We start from the raw sequence: 14,065 nt of genomic DNA, 5'->3' as shown, positions 1-14,065 counted from the left end.
TATGCCTTTAAAAATGCTTTTATGCAAGATTTATTGAGGCACATGGGCATAGTCATTAGGGTTAGCCTGGGCAATTTAGAGAAGCCTGAGCAGGGTGGGTATAGGGAGCCTAGGCACATGGTTAGGATAGAGGATGATTATGTAATTACTGAGGTGGAGGTTCCAGGTGTTGGTAGGGATGGAATAACCGTGAAGCTCCTCGATAATAATAAACTATTCGTTAAGGCCGAGGGTAACGGTAGGAAGTACCTACTTATTAAGGAGTTGCCTGCGCCCGTCACCGTGGATGGTTCACACGCCGAGTATAGGAATGGGCTATTGATAATTAGGTTGCCAATTAAGGGTACTAGTATTGGTGTTGAGTAATGATTAAGGCAGCCATTCTCGACGTTGACGGGGTCCTCACGTACTTCAGGTCAGCATGGCAACACCTACATAAGGTCCTTGGTACCGATGAATGGGCCTCAGTGAATAGGGATGCGTATAAGGCAGGTCTCATTAATTATAGGGATTGGGCGCTTGTTGATGCCCTTTTATGGATGGACGTACCAAGGACCTGGGTTGAGGTCCCCATAACCCTGAGAAGGGGCACCCTGGAATTACTAAGATTCCTTAGGGATAATAATGTGCTAGTTATAGCGGTGAGCGGCGGCCTAAACTACACGGGTATCCCCATTAGGGATTACGTAAATTACTTCATAAGTAATGAATTAGTATATGATGAGAATGGCTCGTTGGTTTCAGTAAGGGTTAACGTGGAGAATAAGGACATAGTTAATGAATTAGTTAGTGAGTTAGGACTTGATTGGGATTACGTAATGGCGGTTGGTGACAGCGACATGGACCTGCCAATGCTCAGGAAGGCGAGGTACTCCATAGCCTATAATCCTGTTAATGATGAGGTTGCCAATGCAGCGAGGATCGTTATTAATTCCGACACGCTATATCCACTCATTGATATTGCAAGGGCTATCTTAAGTAGGTAGTGGATTGGGCGTATACGTAAAGTAAACGTATACTTGAGCTAAATAATGCATTAATACCGGGTTTCTCAACCTTGTTGAGATTTATGCCGGACACGACCATAGAGGATTTGGGTATCAGGAAGATCTTTAATTCGAGGGGTGAGGAGACCGTTGAGGTTGAGGTCTACCTGACCGATGGTTATGGAAGGGCTGCAGCACCAGCCGGCGCATCAAGGGGTTCTCACGAGGTTGTTTACTTCCCTAATAATGATGTTGATCTAGCAATAAGCACCTTCGAGAAGAGTGTTGCACCTGACCTAATGGGTTTGGATGCCTCAATACAGGGTGAGGTTGACGCTAGGCTTGAGGAGATCGATGGTACGGAGAACTTCTCAAGGATAGGCGGCGCAGTTGCCATAGCCATGTCTATGGCAACGGCTAGGGCAGCGGCAAATGCCCTAGAAATACCCCTCTATCAACACCTTGGCGGTACCAACATCAGGGACTTACCATACCCACTCGGCAATGTCATTGGTGGTGGTAAGCATAGCCGTGGTCTCGGCCCTGATATTCAGGAGTTCCTGGTATTACCATACGGTGCGCAGGACATTTACTCGGCCCTTAAGGCTAACATAGAGGTTCATAGAACCGTCTTTAGGGAATTGGTTAAGGCTGACCCTTCATTTACCGGTGGCCGTAATGACGAGGGTGCTTGGTCAGCCAGGATCTCCACTGGCACAGCATTAGAAATCCTGAGTAAGGCCGTTAAGGAGGTTAGTTCTAAGATGGGGTTTGAGATAGGGATTGGCGTTGACATGGCCGCGTCAACCCTATGGAATGGTGAGAAGTACGTATATACTAACGAGGGGGTTTCAAGAACTCCTAAGGAGCAGCTTGAGTTTGTTAAGGGGTTGATCGAGAAGTATGGGCTTGTCTATGTTGAGGACCCATTCTATGAGGAGGACTTCCAATCCTTTGCGGAGTTGACGGATTCCGTTGGCGATAGGTGCCTAATTGTTGGTGATGATCTATTCACGACAAATCCATCCAGGTTGTCTAGGGGCATTAAGGAGGGTGCTGCGAATGCCATAATAATAAAGCCTGACCAAATAGGTACTTTGTCCAGGGCTTGGGAAGCGGTTAGGTTGGCTGTGTCCAATGGCTACATACCCGTGGTATCCCATAGATCCGGAGACACCGAGTATGAGACCCTGGCCCACATAGCCGTTGGCTTTGGGGCGCCAATAATCAAGAGTGGGGTCCTCGGTGGTGAGAGGATGGCTAAGCTTAATGAGTTAATTAGGATTCAGGACTACATGGGTAAGGTTGCCAGGATGAATCAATCACTGCCCCAAAGGCTTAGGCGTTGATGCCCTATTAAATTCCTCATAGTGAAATACTTATTAATTAGATTCTTCACCGTAGTTCCCAATGGGTGAGGAACGTAAGGAGACCCGTGAGGAGGGTCTTGCGCCAGTTCCACCGCAGGAGGAGCTACTGATTGCCATTGAGCGTTACCTAGCGGCTGGTGTTAGGCTTGGCACTAGGGTGTCAAATGCGTATCTGCAGAGGAGGGGTTTTGTGTTCTCTGTGAGGCCTGATGGGCTTAGGATTCTAAACCTTAGGAAGATTGACGAGAGGATTAGGATTGCGGCTAAGATGATCGCGATGTATGACCCTGAGAAGGTGGTTGCTTACTCGGCTAAGCCCTATGGCTTTAAGCCTGTGGAGATGTTCTGTAAGTTCGTTAGGTGCAGGGCAATAACGGGCAGGTTCATACCAGGCACATTCACAAACCCAAACCTTAACCATTACATAGAGGCTGATCTGCTTATATCCACGGATCCAAAGGCTGATGTCCAAGCAATTGAGGAGGCAGCTACGATGGGTATACCCGTAATTGCACTCGTGGATACGGATACGCCTATATCCTACGTGGACCTGATAATACCGTGCAATAACAAGGGTAGAAGGAGCCTAGCACTGATATACTGGTTGCTGGCTAGGCAGGTGCTCAGGGTTAGGGGTGAGTTGAAGGAGAACGAGGACTTACCCGTGCCACCCGAGGAGTTCGAGGTCAAGGTATCACTTGAGGGTATCACTCAGTAAAACTCTTGATCTGCAATAAATAACGCAAAGTAAAGCGTTTATTTTTGCCGGCTTAGATTAATCATTGTATGGTTCGAGTACGCAAACCAGCGGTCGCGGGCGCGTTCTACGAGGCTGATAGGGATAAATTAATCAAGCAGATTGAGTGGTCAATAAGCCACCCACTCGGTCCTGGTAAGCTGGTTAAGCAGCCCCGTGAGGGGTTTAAGGCAGTGCCAATAGTTATTGTTCCACACGCCGGTTATATATACTCAGGCCCTGTGGCTGCCATGTCCTTTGCAGAAATTTATAGGTTTCATAGTCCAAGGACATTCATTCTTGTTGGGCCTAATCACTACGGCATTGGCGCGCCAGTGGCGATATATCCTGAGGGTGCCTGGGAGACCCCACTTGGGACGCTTGAAATTGATTCTGAAATAGCTAAGGAGTTAATGAGTAGGGTTAAGTACCTAGAGCCTGATGTTTATGCATTCGCCCAGGAGCATTCACTTGAGGTTCAATTACCCTTTATACAGTACATATTTGGTAATAACGTTAAGATAGTGCCGATAATAATTTGGAGGCAGACGAAGGAGGTCGCCAGGGACCTTGGTAATGCAATTGCGGAGGTTATTTCAAGCCATGAGCCTGGCTCAATAGTTTATGTTGCATCAAGTGATTGGAATCACTATGAGCCTCATGAAATAACCACGGAGAAGGACATGAAGGCTATAGACCCAGTCCTCAGGCTTGATGAGGATTCCTTCTTTGACGTTATTGAGCGTTATGATGTGTCGGCCTGCGGCTATGGCGCCATAGCCACAGCAATAGTCACTGCCAAGAGACTTGGCGTTAAGAATGTAGTGCTACTTAGACATGCCACATCTGGTGATACTAGTGGATATACGTTGGAGACCGTGGGTTACGCATCAATAGCTTTCTACCTATAGGAGGAATTCAATGATCAATCAAAATACATAATTAATTTATTTCCCCAAGCACATATGCGCAGTTAATATGAGTGCGGTTAGGATTTTCTTCGAGGTATTACTCGTGATAGTGGCCCTAGCCCTAATATACTCAATAGTCGCACCATTCAAGGCTGAGTTGAAGGCGTATATATTCAGTATTGGTAATAGGCAAGTCAGTGAGTTGCTGTATATAGGTGGTTACATTATTTATAAGTTGGGTTACTTATCATATACATTACTAAGGATTATAGCAGAATACTTCTATCAAGCAATTCAATATTTACTAGCTAATTCAGGGATTAAAGCAAGCCTATCACTAGGTGTTTAGTGATGTTGCGATCACTTTCTCTTTATATGAAAAAGAGAAAGATTTAAATAGAAAGAGAAATAAATAATTACTTTGATGAGCGTTATACAACCCAAGGAGGTAAGGACGTGGAAGGATGAGTTGAAAGACGTGCTGACTAAGTATGTGAGGGATCCGTTTAAGGATAAGATTGATGAGTACCTGGGCTTCCTTGACACTTTATACGACAAGTGGTGGAACGGCGATGTTAAGACAAGGGAGTACTACGCTTATCACATGGCGCTCCTCATGGCAAAGTCCGACAAGCCAAACGTGATTAAGGCGAAGCTCAATAGTTACTATGCCTACCTGGTCTATAAGGGTTATGTATCGGCCTACAGGCTCATGAAGGATAAGTACGTAGCTGGTGGTGAGTCAATCTATACCTGGCTTAGGATGTACCGAAAGGTGGTTGGATAAGTCACGGGGCTAGGTTACTAACCTAAAATTTGCCCTTATTATGTAGTACATTGTATACATACTCATAGACAATATCAACAACCTTCCTAGCATCTATATACGTAGTATCAATTATTAAATCGAAGATAGAAGTATCGTTAATGTCAATTCCATAAATAGTTAGGTACCTCTTCCTATTCGACTCCTCACGGGCCTTAATCTCATTCAATGCCTCCTCAATCGATTTACCATCCCTAGCCGACAACCTCTGTGACCTAGCCCTAATATCTGCCTTAAGGTAAATACGCACATCAGCCACATCCTTAAGTATCCAGGCAGCTAAGTGACCCTCAATAACCACATTACCCCTCCTAGCCTCCCTAACGGCCTCCTCATCGACTGCCCTATCAATGCTAAAGTCCGTCTCGGCAATCCTATGAAGCTCAAGCAATGACACACCTCTCTCGGCAGCAATCCTCCTAAATAACTCACCAATGGATACAAACCTATAATTCAACCTATTGGCTAATTCCCTAGCCACCGTGGTCTTCCCACTGGCTGCCTGTCCTGAAATTGCTATAACGCCCATTTAAATCACGTTGCTGATAATCGTACAGCCATCCTAAGGGCAAGGGCGAGGCACCTGTGGCAGACATAGCCGCCGTAAGGCCTCGAAACGGTTAAGCCGGCAACATGCTTGGTCTTAACCCTAGCCTCATCAATGCCCTGGAGTGGCCTACCACAGATGGCACACCTGGGTTTAGAGGCGAATCTCTTCTCGTAGTGAACCACGTGCCTACCACCCGGCGTCCTGGTCTGCGTCCTCCTCAATTTCCTAGACCTTAATGCAGGCCTTGGCATAATCGTTCGTCAAAACACCTATGAGTTTTTATGCTTTACTTACGTACCTATACGTTAAGGGACCTGGTCTCGCAATACCGAGGGATAAGTACTTGCTCAATTCCTCATCATCAATAACGCTAACGCGGGACTTCCTCAACACCAGCTCCAGCTCCTTATTGCTTGCGTTAACCCAATTAATCCTGCCTATCATGGATTTCGGTACCACAAGCGTGGTACTACCCTCCCCACGCAATCTATATGCCGCCCTCTGAAGTTCATAAAATAGCCTATTCACCCTATCCCTCTTGGACATAGCCTTAATGATTGCCTCCTCGATATTTCCCGTTTCGAAGAGCGTCATTAATATTATCTCAATCACCTTATTAATCCTATCAGGGACACCAATAATTGAGCCCCTAAGCTCAATCCTACACCTGGGTACGTTAAGCCCCAACAGTCCGTACAACCTAGCCGTCTCGCCCTTAACCCTCCTCTCCTTATCAACAATACCCCCAATAATGAATGTATGCGTATTCCTGATCAACTCCTCATTAAGGACACAATCACCCTCTGGATCAAGCATCACGGCACCATCATCAATAATCGGCCCATCCCGCTTAATAATTACGCCATACTTAAACCCCCTGGCAAATTTATTAAACCCCTCGAGGAACTCCTCCGTCACACTCGTTAACTCAAGGTTTGAATCCCAAAGATACCTCCTAATTGTGCCTATAGACGCTAAGACCTGCTCAATAAGCTCGTTCTTCTCAGACCTAGTATGACTACTCCAGAGGGATAGATCAATTATAAAGCGTGGCTTCTTAGGTACGTCAATGAAGGGAACCAGCGATACCAAGCAATTGTTAGGCTTAGCCAAATATGCGTCACATGGTATTGAGCCCATTGAGGATGACATAATTACCTCAAGGTTGTCGAACCTTGAAATAATACGATCACCAAAACCACCTAAGCACAGTACGTACCTACCCAACAGCAGGTTCACGGCAATGCACTGCGGCAGATAATAATTACACCTGAGCCTACGGGGTATGCACAGCCTATGAATGTTAAGGTCCCTCAGGGCACTCAGTAATTGATTGCCAAGTATCACCTGAAGGGATTATTAATTAAGGTCCTAATAAAAACATGAACCCACATGACAGTGCAGGGCAGGGAATTACCACTCTGCGATAACCACGCGCATACGAACCCCATAATCGGTATGGGCCCCAGGGAGTTAGCAAGGAGGTTTAGGAGGGAAGGTGGTAGATTCATAGTGATAGTTGCCCTACTTACCTGGAGCCTTGGTTTAACGCCTGGTGATCTTAACAGTGTTAGGAGGATGTATGACATAACCGTGGAATCCACCAGGATAGTTAATGAGGAGGGTGTTAGGTCCGTGGCCGTTGTTGGCCTACACCCAGCTGAGGGTTATGAATTACTCAGAAGGGGTTGGTCTAAGGAGGAGGTTCTCAACTTCATGAGGAAGGGGATTGACTTAGCCGCCGAGTATGTTAGGGAGGGCAGGGCAGTGGGTATCGGTGAGATTGGTAGGCCCCATTGGGATGTGCCTGGCGACATTATTGACCTCTTTAATGAATTACTGGAATACGCATTAGGTGTCGCCAGGGATGTCAATGCCGTCGTGCACCTGCACCTGGAGAGGAATGGCATTAATACGGCATCATCAATTATAGGCATGGTTAGGAGGGTGGGTAATAGACCGTATAGTGTTGTGATGCATCATACTGAGCCCATTACGATTGACATGGCCAGCGGTAATGGTGTAATGCCGTCAATACCCATGGGGAGGAGGGGCGAATTTGAGGAGGCTGTTAAGTACGGCCCAAGGTTCGTTGTTGAGAGCGACTTCATAGATGATCCTAAGAGACCGGGCGCCGTGATACCACCGTGGACCCTAGCCAAGAAGTTAAAGACTTACTTATTTAATGGTTTCATAAATGAGGAGTTCCTGCAAACGATTTGTGTCGACAATATTAATAGGGTGTATGGCGTGGATGTAATGGGTTAGTTTACTCGTGCGCGAACAGGCACTAATGGCTTTTAAAGGTCTAGTATTTTGCGTCCTGGGATGGGTGAGGAGAGGGAGTTAATTGAGAAAGTCTATAGAAAGATGATAATGACGCGCCTCAGGGAGTCATCAGTAAGTAGGCCCATGTGCCCCAACGGCATTGTGGTGCTTAGTGGCAATAGCTTCGCCGCTTCGATCAAGGAGTGCTCGGCCTCCGTGATTGATTTCTATGCCGATTGGTGCATACCCTGTAAGATAATGGAGCCAATACTCAATAAGTTAGCCCAGGTATTTGCGGGTAAGGTATTCTTTGGGCGTATCGATGTTGATGCATACCCAGGGATTGCCGCTGAGTATGGTGTTATGTCAATACCGACCACGATACTATTCAGGAATGGTGAAGAGGTTTATAGGGTGATTGGTGCCGTTGATTATAACACAATGAGGAGGTATATCGAGATTTACCTAGGAGTTAAACCTTAAGTATTTACCTCACTAATTATTAATCGCCTACCATCCTGGGCAGGCAATATGAATGTTAACTTATAACTGTCACCGAAGAAGATTACACTAACGTCATTACCGAGGTGAAACTCCCCATCAATTCCAGCCAATACGCAATTCTCGCAGTTCTTGGCATCATCGATTATATTCCTAAACACGTTAATAGCATCTTTACCGTTTGTTATTATTGAAACCACGACGCCTGCGTGGTCTCCATGCACGTGATGGTCAATCTTAGCATTATACTTGGTTTTTAGTATATCCATGAAATCATTCAATTCCTCAATAACCTCCTTAGGTAATTCCGTTATATGATGGTGATGATGCTCATGCTCCTCCTCGATCTCCTCATCCTCCTCGTTCTCCTCGCTTTCAATACCCGTAAAACCAAAGGTCATGCTAATAATCAACTCAAGCTCCTCATTCTGAGCAATCCTCTCAATCTCCTTACCCAATTTACGCCACTCCTCAAAACCAAGCTTAATCTGCATCATATCAACGACAACTGAGGGAAACCCATTAATAAAACCTTTTGTTTCCATTAATGCGTACGATCACAACACGCACGTTGAATGTCTTCTACGGACTATGAATTAACCATAACCTCTATAATTTATGTGTCAACATTATAAATTAATATATATATTAATGTCTAATTCTATATATGATTACGAGAAAACTAAGTATAATAAGAATAAAGCTTAAAAACCTCCTTTTGCACATTATTCGTGCCAACCAGAAATCTGGAAATCGAACCGGCAGACCTATGGAGAATCCTAAAGGCCTCGGGCATAAAGTATGTTAAGTTCATAATAGTTGATATCAATGGCGCACCAAGGTCTGAAATAGTACCAATAGACATGGCTAAGGACCTCTTCATTGATGGGATGCCCTTCGATGCCTCATCAATACCATCATACTCAACAGTAAATAAGAGCGACTTCGTGGCATATGTAGACCCAAGGGCCGTATACGTTGAGTATTGGCAGGATGGTAAGGTGGCCGATGTATTTACGATGGTGTCCGACATAGCCGATAAGCCATCACCTCTTGACCCAAGGAGGGTACTTAATGATGCGCTGGAGCAGGCTAGGTCGAAGGGTTACGAGTTCTTAATGGGTGTTGAGGTTGAGTTCTTCGTGATTAAGGAGGACGGCGGTAAGCCTGTGTTTGCGGACCCAGGTATTTACTTCGATGGTTGGAACGTAACCGTTCAGTCGCAGTTCATGAAGGAGTTAATAACGGCAATAGCCGATGCGGGCATTAACTATACAAAGACTCACCATGAGGTTGCGCCGAGCCAGTATGAAGTAAACATAGGAGCTACGGACCCACTCAGGCTTGCTGATCAGATCGTGTACTTTAAGATAATGGCTAAGGACATCGCGAGGAAGTACGGCTTAGTGGCTACGTTCATGCCCAAGCCCTTCTGGGGAGTTAACGGTAGTGGTGCGCACACGCACATCAGCGTCTGGAAGGACGGTAAGAACCTATTCCAGAGCAGTACTGGTAAGATAACTGAGGAATGTGGCTACGCAATAAGCGCAATACTGAGTAATGCAAGGGCATTAAGTAGCTTCGTTGCGCCACTAGTTAACTCATACAAGAGGTTGGTGCCTCACTACGAGGCTCCAACGAGGATTGTGTGGGGCTACGCAAATAGGAGTGCCATGATTAGGATACCGCAGTATAAGATGAGGATTAACAGGATTGAGTATAGGCACCCAGACCCAAGCATGAACCCATACCTAGCCTTCACAGCAATAATAAAGACCATGATCAGGGGTCTCGAGGAAAAGAAAGAACCACCACCACCAACTGAGGAGGTCGCCTATGAGCTAGCCAATGCCTTAGAAACACCGGCAACTCTTGAGGATACGCTGAAGGAGCTTTCAAAGAGCTTCCTAGCCACAGAACTACCCAGTGAGTTAGTCAATGCGTACATCAAGATAAAGCAGAATGAGTGGGAGGACTACCTAACAAATGTTGGTCCCTGGGAGAAGACCTGGAATATAATAACCCAGTGGGAGTACAATAAGTACTTGGTTACTGCGTGAAATATATAATTTATATAAATTTAAAGATAAAAATATACACCAAATCTTTTATTCCATGCTTCAATATTTTTATGACGATAATATAAATATCATATGGAGAAAAATTTAAAAACTAATTAGTTTAAATATTTTGTGCCCGGTGACCCATTAAAACGGTAAATAAGGTAAATAGGACAGTAATACTTGCCAGGGTAATACCAGTTCTCATGATGGCCGTTGTAATAACGGCAATAACCGCCAGAGCCGATACACCACCAAACCTATCCGGGTATCCACCGGACTCTGTACCTCCATGGCTAGACACAGGTAGTAATGCGTGGATGCTCACAGCGGCTACCCTCGTGGGTCTTCAAAGCGTACCCGGCTTAATGCTCCTTTATGGCGGCATGACTAAGCGTAAGTATGCAATAAATACAATGATGATGGTGCTCTACGCCTTCGCCATAGTACTAGTCGTTTGGGTGTTGGCGGGCTACATGTTCGCGTTTGGACCCGCATTGGTGAGGATAAACGGCTTTAACATACTGGGTACGCCAATACCGGCATTAACAAGTAACATTATTGCATCGCAGGCCAGCGTACCTGCTGCGCAGCAGTATCCGAACATAGCCATGTCGACACTGATATTCTTCCAATTCGTCTTCGCCGCAATAACACCAGCATTAATAGTTGGTGCCTTAATAGAGAGGATGAACTTTAAGGCCTGGATGCTCTTCGTACCACTCTGGTCCCTCCTCGTTTACAGCCCAGTGGCCTTTTGGCTTTGGGGCGGTGGCTGGCTCATGCAACTTGGTGTTGCGGATTTCTCGGGTGGTTACGTAATACATGTTGATGCGGGTATAGCAGCCTTCGTAGCAGCAGCGATGGTTGGTGAGAGGTTGGTTGAGGAGAGGAAGTTACAACCGCATAACTTAACCCAGGTCGCGGCTGGTCTCGGTCTTGTCTGGCTTGGTTGGAATGGCTTCAACGGTGGTGATCCCTATGGGTCGACAATAGACGCTGCAGTAGCCGTGATAAACACAAACTTGGCCACGGCAATCGCGGTCGTGGTATGGATGATACTTGATATGGCTTATTTTGAGAGACCCACGTTTACGGGTGCCGTGTCCGGCGCGGTGGCGGGTCTTGTCGGTATAACGCCAGCCGCGGGTTACGTAAATGGTATTGGCGCAATGATAATTGGTGCCGTGTCGAGTGCCGCTGCGTGGTACTCACTGAATATGTTCCAATTCAGGTCTAGGTTGACGAGGCATATAGATGATGCGCTTGGTGTTTTCTCAGACCACGCGGTTCCGGGTATAATCGGCGGTATCCTCACTGGGGTGTTTGCGGATCCAAACATTACTAAGTATGTTGCTCCAGGCCTTAGGGGCGCGCTTTACGGTAATCCATTCCAGGTAGTACTACAATTACTGGGCGTCGTCGTGGTGATAGCCTACGACGCCTTAATGACATACTTAATTCTGAAGTTAATAAGTAAGATAACGCCATTAAAGGCGCCATTAGAGGCTTTGAGGATTGGTGATAAGGAGATGCATGGCGAGGTTGCATATGACGAGTTTGCCTTTGCAACGCAGGGTGATGCGGAGAGGATGGCTGCTGGCGTTGTTGTTTCAGTAATCAATACAATAAATAGGAATAAGGAGGACTCATCTTATTAAAAATTTAAAATGTAAATTTGCCTCTTAAATTAATGAATTTCTTAAAAGTCAAAATCAGCTTCAAGTTTACCTGCGCTGGCCCTTAGATATATAGTCCTAACGTACATACGCCTTAACCTCCTTAATAGCTTCATATCGCAGGTCACGGCAACACAACCATACTTACTGGATACCTCTACCACGGAATCGTCAGGTGAGCCTACGGCATTGGCTATCGAGAAGTTACTAATGACGTAATTGACGGCATTACTTGACGCCTTGGATATCCCAGGCCTGCCTAACATGCTCAACTTAATTAATTCATTGAGTATTGGGTGTGGGATTATGGGTATTATTGGTGAATTAACAAGTTCAATTACCTGATCAATGACGCGCAGGCCCTCGGTAAACATCAGTAGTATTGCACTTGTGTCAAATACCACGCACTCTATCTTCATGTCCCTCATCACTTCACTCGAGAACCGCATTACCGCCCTTCAGGATTCCGTAACCAACAATCCTCCACCTATTATTCACCTGCTTTGTAATCACAGCCTTGGAATTCTCCTCGGCCGACACGGCCTTCCTGAGTATTACATCGAGTTTATCGCCATGGAACCCCTTAACAATGCCCATCACGGCCGCTGAACCCACGTGAACCATGATCACATCCTTCGGCTTGAAAGTAACCTCCTTCAATGATTGATCACCAGGCCTCTCAATCCTATGGAACTCAAGGGTTAATTCACTCCACACGGGTGGTAATGTGCCTGGCTTACCAACAACACTACCAACGAGGGAATCGGCCTTCGTTAACGCTGGGTCAAGTTCAGTACCAATACCAACCAAACCACCTGGTCTTGCCTCCTCGATATGCTCATTACCAATGGCTATACTAACTATCTTCGTTACTATCGGCTCATACTTATTACCCAGCTTAAGCCCTGGCCTTATCTCAATCTCATCACCAACCTTTGCCGAGCCCCTAATAACGGTGCCGCCAAGCACACCACCGACTAACTTGTCCGGTGGGGTGCCCGGTCTATTGACGTTGAAGCTCCTTAGAACGAGCATCCTAAAGTTACCACCAGAGGTTTCCTTAGGCGGTACTAACTTATCAATTAGTGTTGACACTGCCTCAATATTGACCTTATGTAGTGATGATACGGGTATTATCGGTGAGTTCCTGGCCCAGGTATTGCTAAGGAATTGCTTAATCTGCTTATAATTCTCAAGGGCCTGCTCCTTATTCACTAGGTCAAGCTTATTCTGAACAACTATTAACTTGTTCAGGCCCATTATCGTCAATGCGGTGAAATGCTCCTCAGTCTGTGGTTGGGGAACGGACATGGAGGCGTCGATCACGAGTAAGGCAGCATCAATGTAGGATATGCCTGATATCATCGTGCTTATTAATACTTCATGACCAGGAACATCGAGTATTGAGACCTTCCTCCTTAATACGGGGTCATCGCCATTGGGGCACTTGCCATCCTTAAGCAAGCCATCACTCACTATCCTAAACTCACCCTCCATCGATGGGCACTCGTAAAGGCCAATTGTTATGTAACCGAGCTTAACAGTCATAGCTCTCTTAATCTCCTCACTATACCTAGCAACCCAAACACCACTAAGTGCATGAACCAGCGTCGTTTTGCCGTGATCCACGTGGCCGGCAGTCGCAATGATGGCATTTGGGTATATATATTTACTCATTCAAATCGAACTGGCATTAAGGGTTTAATAAGATTTCAGCACATGAAAAATAAAACCCAATGCACGGAATAAGCTTTATCAAGTCTAAGCCAGTTAAATAACTGCGGCTGTGTGTCCAGCCACGGCGAACAACCGGGCGAGCCCGGCAACGGCTCGCCTGAGGAAACTTCCCCACGACACCGTGGGTCCCCGCGGGGCAACCCGCCGACCGAGAGGTCGCTGGGGAACAACGGCCCAAATAGGGACCTGTGATCTCCACGGGTGAGGTCCGGGTAGGGCCTTAGACGAATAGTACAGAAGGGGAGTTATGCCGTGGCTGGGTACACAGCCGGCCAATTCGCCGCTTTATTATGTGAGAAAGAAATTAAGAAATAATGAAAAATGTATAAATCAAAAAGATTTTAATAAGAAAGATTTTAATAAGTAGGTTGTTAATCTCGTATTAATTCATTAACTTACTTCTTTTTCTCCTTCTTTTCTTCCTTCTTCTCCTCCTTCTTC

17 protein-coding genes are annotated in these 14,065 nt (G+C 46.0%); 11 read left to right on the top strand and 6 right to left on the bottom strand.

Features of this window, described 5'->3' with window-relative positions:
• Nucleotides 1–21: 21 nt before the first annotated feature.
• The 7 genes from VDIS_RS03620 to VDIS_RS03590 all read left to right on the top strand — a co-directional run bounded on the left by VDIS_RS03620 (nt 22) and on the right by VDIS_RS03590 (nt 4,790).
• Nucleotides 22–366 (top strand): Hsp20/alpha crystallin family protein, encoded by a 345-nt coding sequence (locus tag VDIS_RS03620; protein WP_245522564.1) that lies wholly within the window; start codon nt 22–24, stop codon nt 364–366.
• Nucleotides 366–986, top strand: coding sequence for an HAD family hydrolase (locus VDIS_RS03615; protein WP_013335853.1), 621 nt, complete (start codon nt 366–368; stop codon nt 984–986). Before VDIS_RS03620 ends, VDIS_RS03615 begins: the two co-directional genes overlap by 1 nt.
• Before the next feature lie 83 nt (nt 987–1,069).
• Nucleotides 1,070–2,335, top strand: coding sequence for a phosphopyruvate hydratase (gene eno / locus VDIS_RS03610; protein WP_013335852.1), 1,266 nt, complete (start codon nt 1,070–1,072; stop codon nt 2,333–2,335).
• Between the two features lie 61 nt (nt 2,336–2,396).
• Nucleotides 2,397–3,074: a 30S ribosomal protein S2 gene (gene rpsB / locus VDIS_RS03605; protein ID WP_013335851.1), complete on the top strand. Its 678-nt coding sequence runs from the start codon at nt 2,397–2,399 to the stop codon at nt 3,072–3,074.
• Nucleotides 3,075–3,142: 68 nt separating this feature from the next.
• Nucleotides 3,143–4,003, top strand: a complete 861-nt coding sequence (amrB, locus tag VDIS_RS03600; RefSeq protein WP_013335850.1) for an AmmeMemoRadiSam system protein B — start codon at nt 3,143–3,145, stop codon at nt 4,001–4,003.
• 67 nt (nt 4,004–4,070) lie between these two features.
• Nucleotides 4,071–4,352 (top strand): hypothetical protein, encoded by a 282-nt coding sequence (locus tag VDIS_RS03595; protein WP_013335849.1) that lies wholly within the window; start codon nt 4,071–4,073, stop codon nt 4,350–4,352.
• Between the two features lie 75 nt (nt 4,353–4,427).
• Nucleotides 4,428–4,790: a hypothetical protein gene (locus VDIS_RS03590; RefSeq protein WP_013335848.1), complete on the top strand. Its 363-nt coding sequence runs from the start codon at nt 4,428–4,430 to the stop codon at nt 4,788–4,790.
• Nucleotides 4,791–4,812: 22 nt separating this feature from the next.
• Here the strand turns inward: VDIS_RS03590 and cmk are convergent, their stop codons facing one another.
• Genes cmk through trm10 form a run of 3 tightly spaced genes read right to left on the bottom strand, consistent with a single transcriptional unit; the run spans nt 4,813 to nt 6,726 of the window.
• Entirely contained in the window at nt 4,813–5,358 is a 546-nt protein-coding gene (gene cmk, locus VDIS_RS03585; RefSeq protein WP_013335847.1) for a (d)CMP kinase, read from the bottom strand.
• Between the two features lie 5 nt (nt 5,359–5,363).
• Complete coding sequence (locus tag VDIS_RS03580) at nt 5,364–5,630, bottom strand: 50S ribosomal protein L34e (protein ID WP_013335846.1); 267 nt, start codon at nt 5,628–5,630, stop codon at nt 5,364–5,366.
• Between the two features lie 28 nt (nt 5,631–5,658).
• Nucleotides 5,659–6,726, bottom strand: a complete 1,068-nt coding sequence (gene trm10 / locus VDIS_RS03575; RefSeq protein WP_013335845.1) for a tRNA (adenine(9)-N1)-methyltransferase Trm10 — start codon at nt 6,724–6,726, stop codon at nt 5,659–5,661.
• 45 nt (nt 6,727–6,771) lie between these two features.
• Here trm10 and VDIS_RS03570 point away from each other — a divergent pair, with 45 nt between their 5' ends.
• Complete coding sequence (locus tag VDIS_RS03570; RefSeq protein WP_013335844.1) at nt 6,772–7,647, top strand: TatD family hydrolase; 876 nt, start codon at nt 6,772–6,774, stop codon at nt 7,645–7,647.
• Nucleotides 7,648–7,707: 60 nt separating this feature from the next.
• On the top strand, nt 7,708–8,130 hold the full coding sequence (locus VDIS_RS03565) for a thioredoxin family protein (RefSeq protein ID WP_013335843.1): 423 nt from the start codon (nt 7,708–7,710) through the stop codon (nt 8,128–8,130).
• On the opposite strand, the gene VDIS_RS03560 is transcribed toward VDIS_RS03565, so the two are convergent.
• Nucleotides 8,127–8,645, bottom strand: a complete 519-nt coding sequence (locus VDIS_RS03560; RefSeq protein ID WP_148678205.1) for a hypothetical protein — start codon at nt 8,643–8,645, stop codon at nt 8,127–8,129. The genes VDIS_RS03565 and VDIS_RS03560 overlap by 4 nt on opposite strands.
• Nucleotides 8,646–8,879: 234 nt before the next feature.
• Between VDIS_RS03560 and VDIS_RS03555 the strand changes: the two genes are divergently transcribed.
• Together VDIS_RS03555 and VDIS_RS03550 are read left to right on the top strand one after the other, a co-directional pair.
• Complete coding sequence (locus VDIS_RS03555) at nt 8,880–10,208, top strand: glutamine synthetase family protein (protein ID WP_013335841.1); 1,329 nt, start codon at nt 8,880–8,882, stop codon at nt 10,206–10,208.
• 206 nt (nt 10,209–10,414) lie between these two features.
• Nucleotides 10,415–11,869: an ammonium transporter gene (locus VDIS_RS03550; RefSeq protein ID WP_013335840.1), complete on the top strand. Its 1,455-nt coding sequence runs from the start codon at nt 10,415–10,417 to the stop codon at nt 11,867–11,869.
• Nucleotides 11,870–11,910: 41 nt separating this feature from the next.
• Here the strand turns inward: VDIS_RS03550 and VDIS_RS03545 are convergent, their stop codons facing one another.
• Both VDIS_RS03545 and VDIS_RS03540 read right to left on the bottom strand, forming a co-directional pair.
• Nucleotides 11,911–12,306: a type II toxin-antitoxin system VapC family toxin gene (locus VDIS_RS03545; protein WP_171804838.1), complete on the bottom strand. Its 396-nt coding sequence runs from the start codon at nt 12,304–12,306 to the stop codon at nt 11,911–11,913.
• Nucleotides 12,307–12,319: 13 nt separating this feature from the next.
• On the bottom strand, nt 12,320–13,564 hold the full coding sequence (locus tag VDIS_RS03540) for a translation initiation factor IF-2 subunit gamma (RefSeq protein WP_013335838.1): 1,245 nt from the start codon (nt 13,562–13,564) through the stop codon (nt 12,320–12,322).
• Nucleotides 13,565–14,065 lie beyond the last annotated feature (501 nt).

Source organism: Vulcanisaeta distributa DSM 14429, from assembly GCF_000148385.1.
GTDB lineage: Archaea > Thermoproteota > Thermoprotei > Thermoproteales > Thermocladiaceae > Vulcanisaeta > Vulcanisaeta distributa.
Note: the sequence above shows the minus strand (reverse complement) of the source record. Positions and strands in the feature narration are given on the sequence as shown.

What these genes read in the sequence shown, in the direction of transcription:
- VDIS_RS03620 (WP_245522564.1), top strand. Translation starts at nt 22, where the DNA reads ATGCAAGATTTATTGAGGCACATGGGCATAGTCATTAGGGTTAGCCTG.
- VDIS_RS03615 (WP_013335853.1), top strand. Translation starts at nt 366, where the DNA reads ATGATTAAGGCAGCCATTCTCGACGTTGACGGGGTCCTCACGTACTTC.
- eno (WP_013335852.1), top strand. Translation starts at nt 1,070, where the DNA reads ATGCCGGACACGACCATAGAGGATTTGGGTATCAGGAAGATCTTTAAT.
- rpsB (WP_013335851.1), top strand. Translation starts at nt 2,397, where the DNA reads ATGGGTGAGGAACGTAAGGAGACCCGTGAGGAGGGTCTTGCGCCAGTT.
- amrB (WP_013335850.1), top strand. Translation starts at nt 3,143, where the DNA reads ATGGTTCGAGTACGCAAACCAGCGGTCGCGGGCGCGTTCTACGAGGCT.
- VDIS_RS03595 (WP_013335849.1), top strand. Translation starts at nt 4,071, where the DNA reads ATGAGTGCGGTTAGGATTTTCTTCGAGGTATTACTCGTGATAGTGGCC.
- VDIS_RS03590 (WP_013335848.1), top strand. Translation starts at nt 4,428, where the DNA reads ATGAGCGTTATACAACCCAAGGAGGTAAGGACGTGGAAGGATGAGTTG.
- cmk (WP_013335847.1), bottom strand. Translation starts at nt 5,358, where the DNA reads ATGGGCGTTATAGCAATTTCAGGACAGGCAGCCAGTGGGAAGACCACG.
- VDIS_RS03580 (WP_013335846.1), bottom strand. Translation starts at nt 5,630, where the DNA reads ATGCCAAGGCCTGCATTAAGGTCTAGGAAATTGAGGAGGACGCAGACC.
- VDIS_RS03570 (WP_013335844.1), top strand. Translation starts at nt 6,772, where the DNA reads ATGACAGTGCAGGGCAGGGAATTACCACTCTGCGATAACCACGCGCAT.
- VDIS_RS03565 (WP_013335843.1), top strand. Translation starts at nt 7,708, where the DNA reads ATGGGTGAGGAGAGGGAGTTAATTGAGAAAGTCTATAGAAAGATGATA.
- VDIS_RS03560 (WP_148678205.1), bottom strand. Translation starts at nt 8,645, where the DNA reads ATGATGCAGATTAAGCTTGGTTTTGAGGAGTGGCGTAAATTGGGTAAG.
- VDIS_RS03550 (WP_013335840.1), top strand. Translation starts at nt 10,415, where the DNA reads ATGATGGCCGTTGTAATAACGGCAATAACCGCCAGAGCCGATACACCA.
- VDIS_RS03545 (WP_171804838.1), bottom strand. Translation starts at nt 12,306, where the DNA reads ATGAAGATAGAGTGCGTGGTATTTGACACAAGTGCAATACTACTGATG.
- VDIS_RS03540 (WP_013335838.1), bottom strand. Translation starts at nt 13,564, where the DNA reads ATGAGTAAATATATATACCCAAATGCCATCATTGCGACTGCCGGCCAC.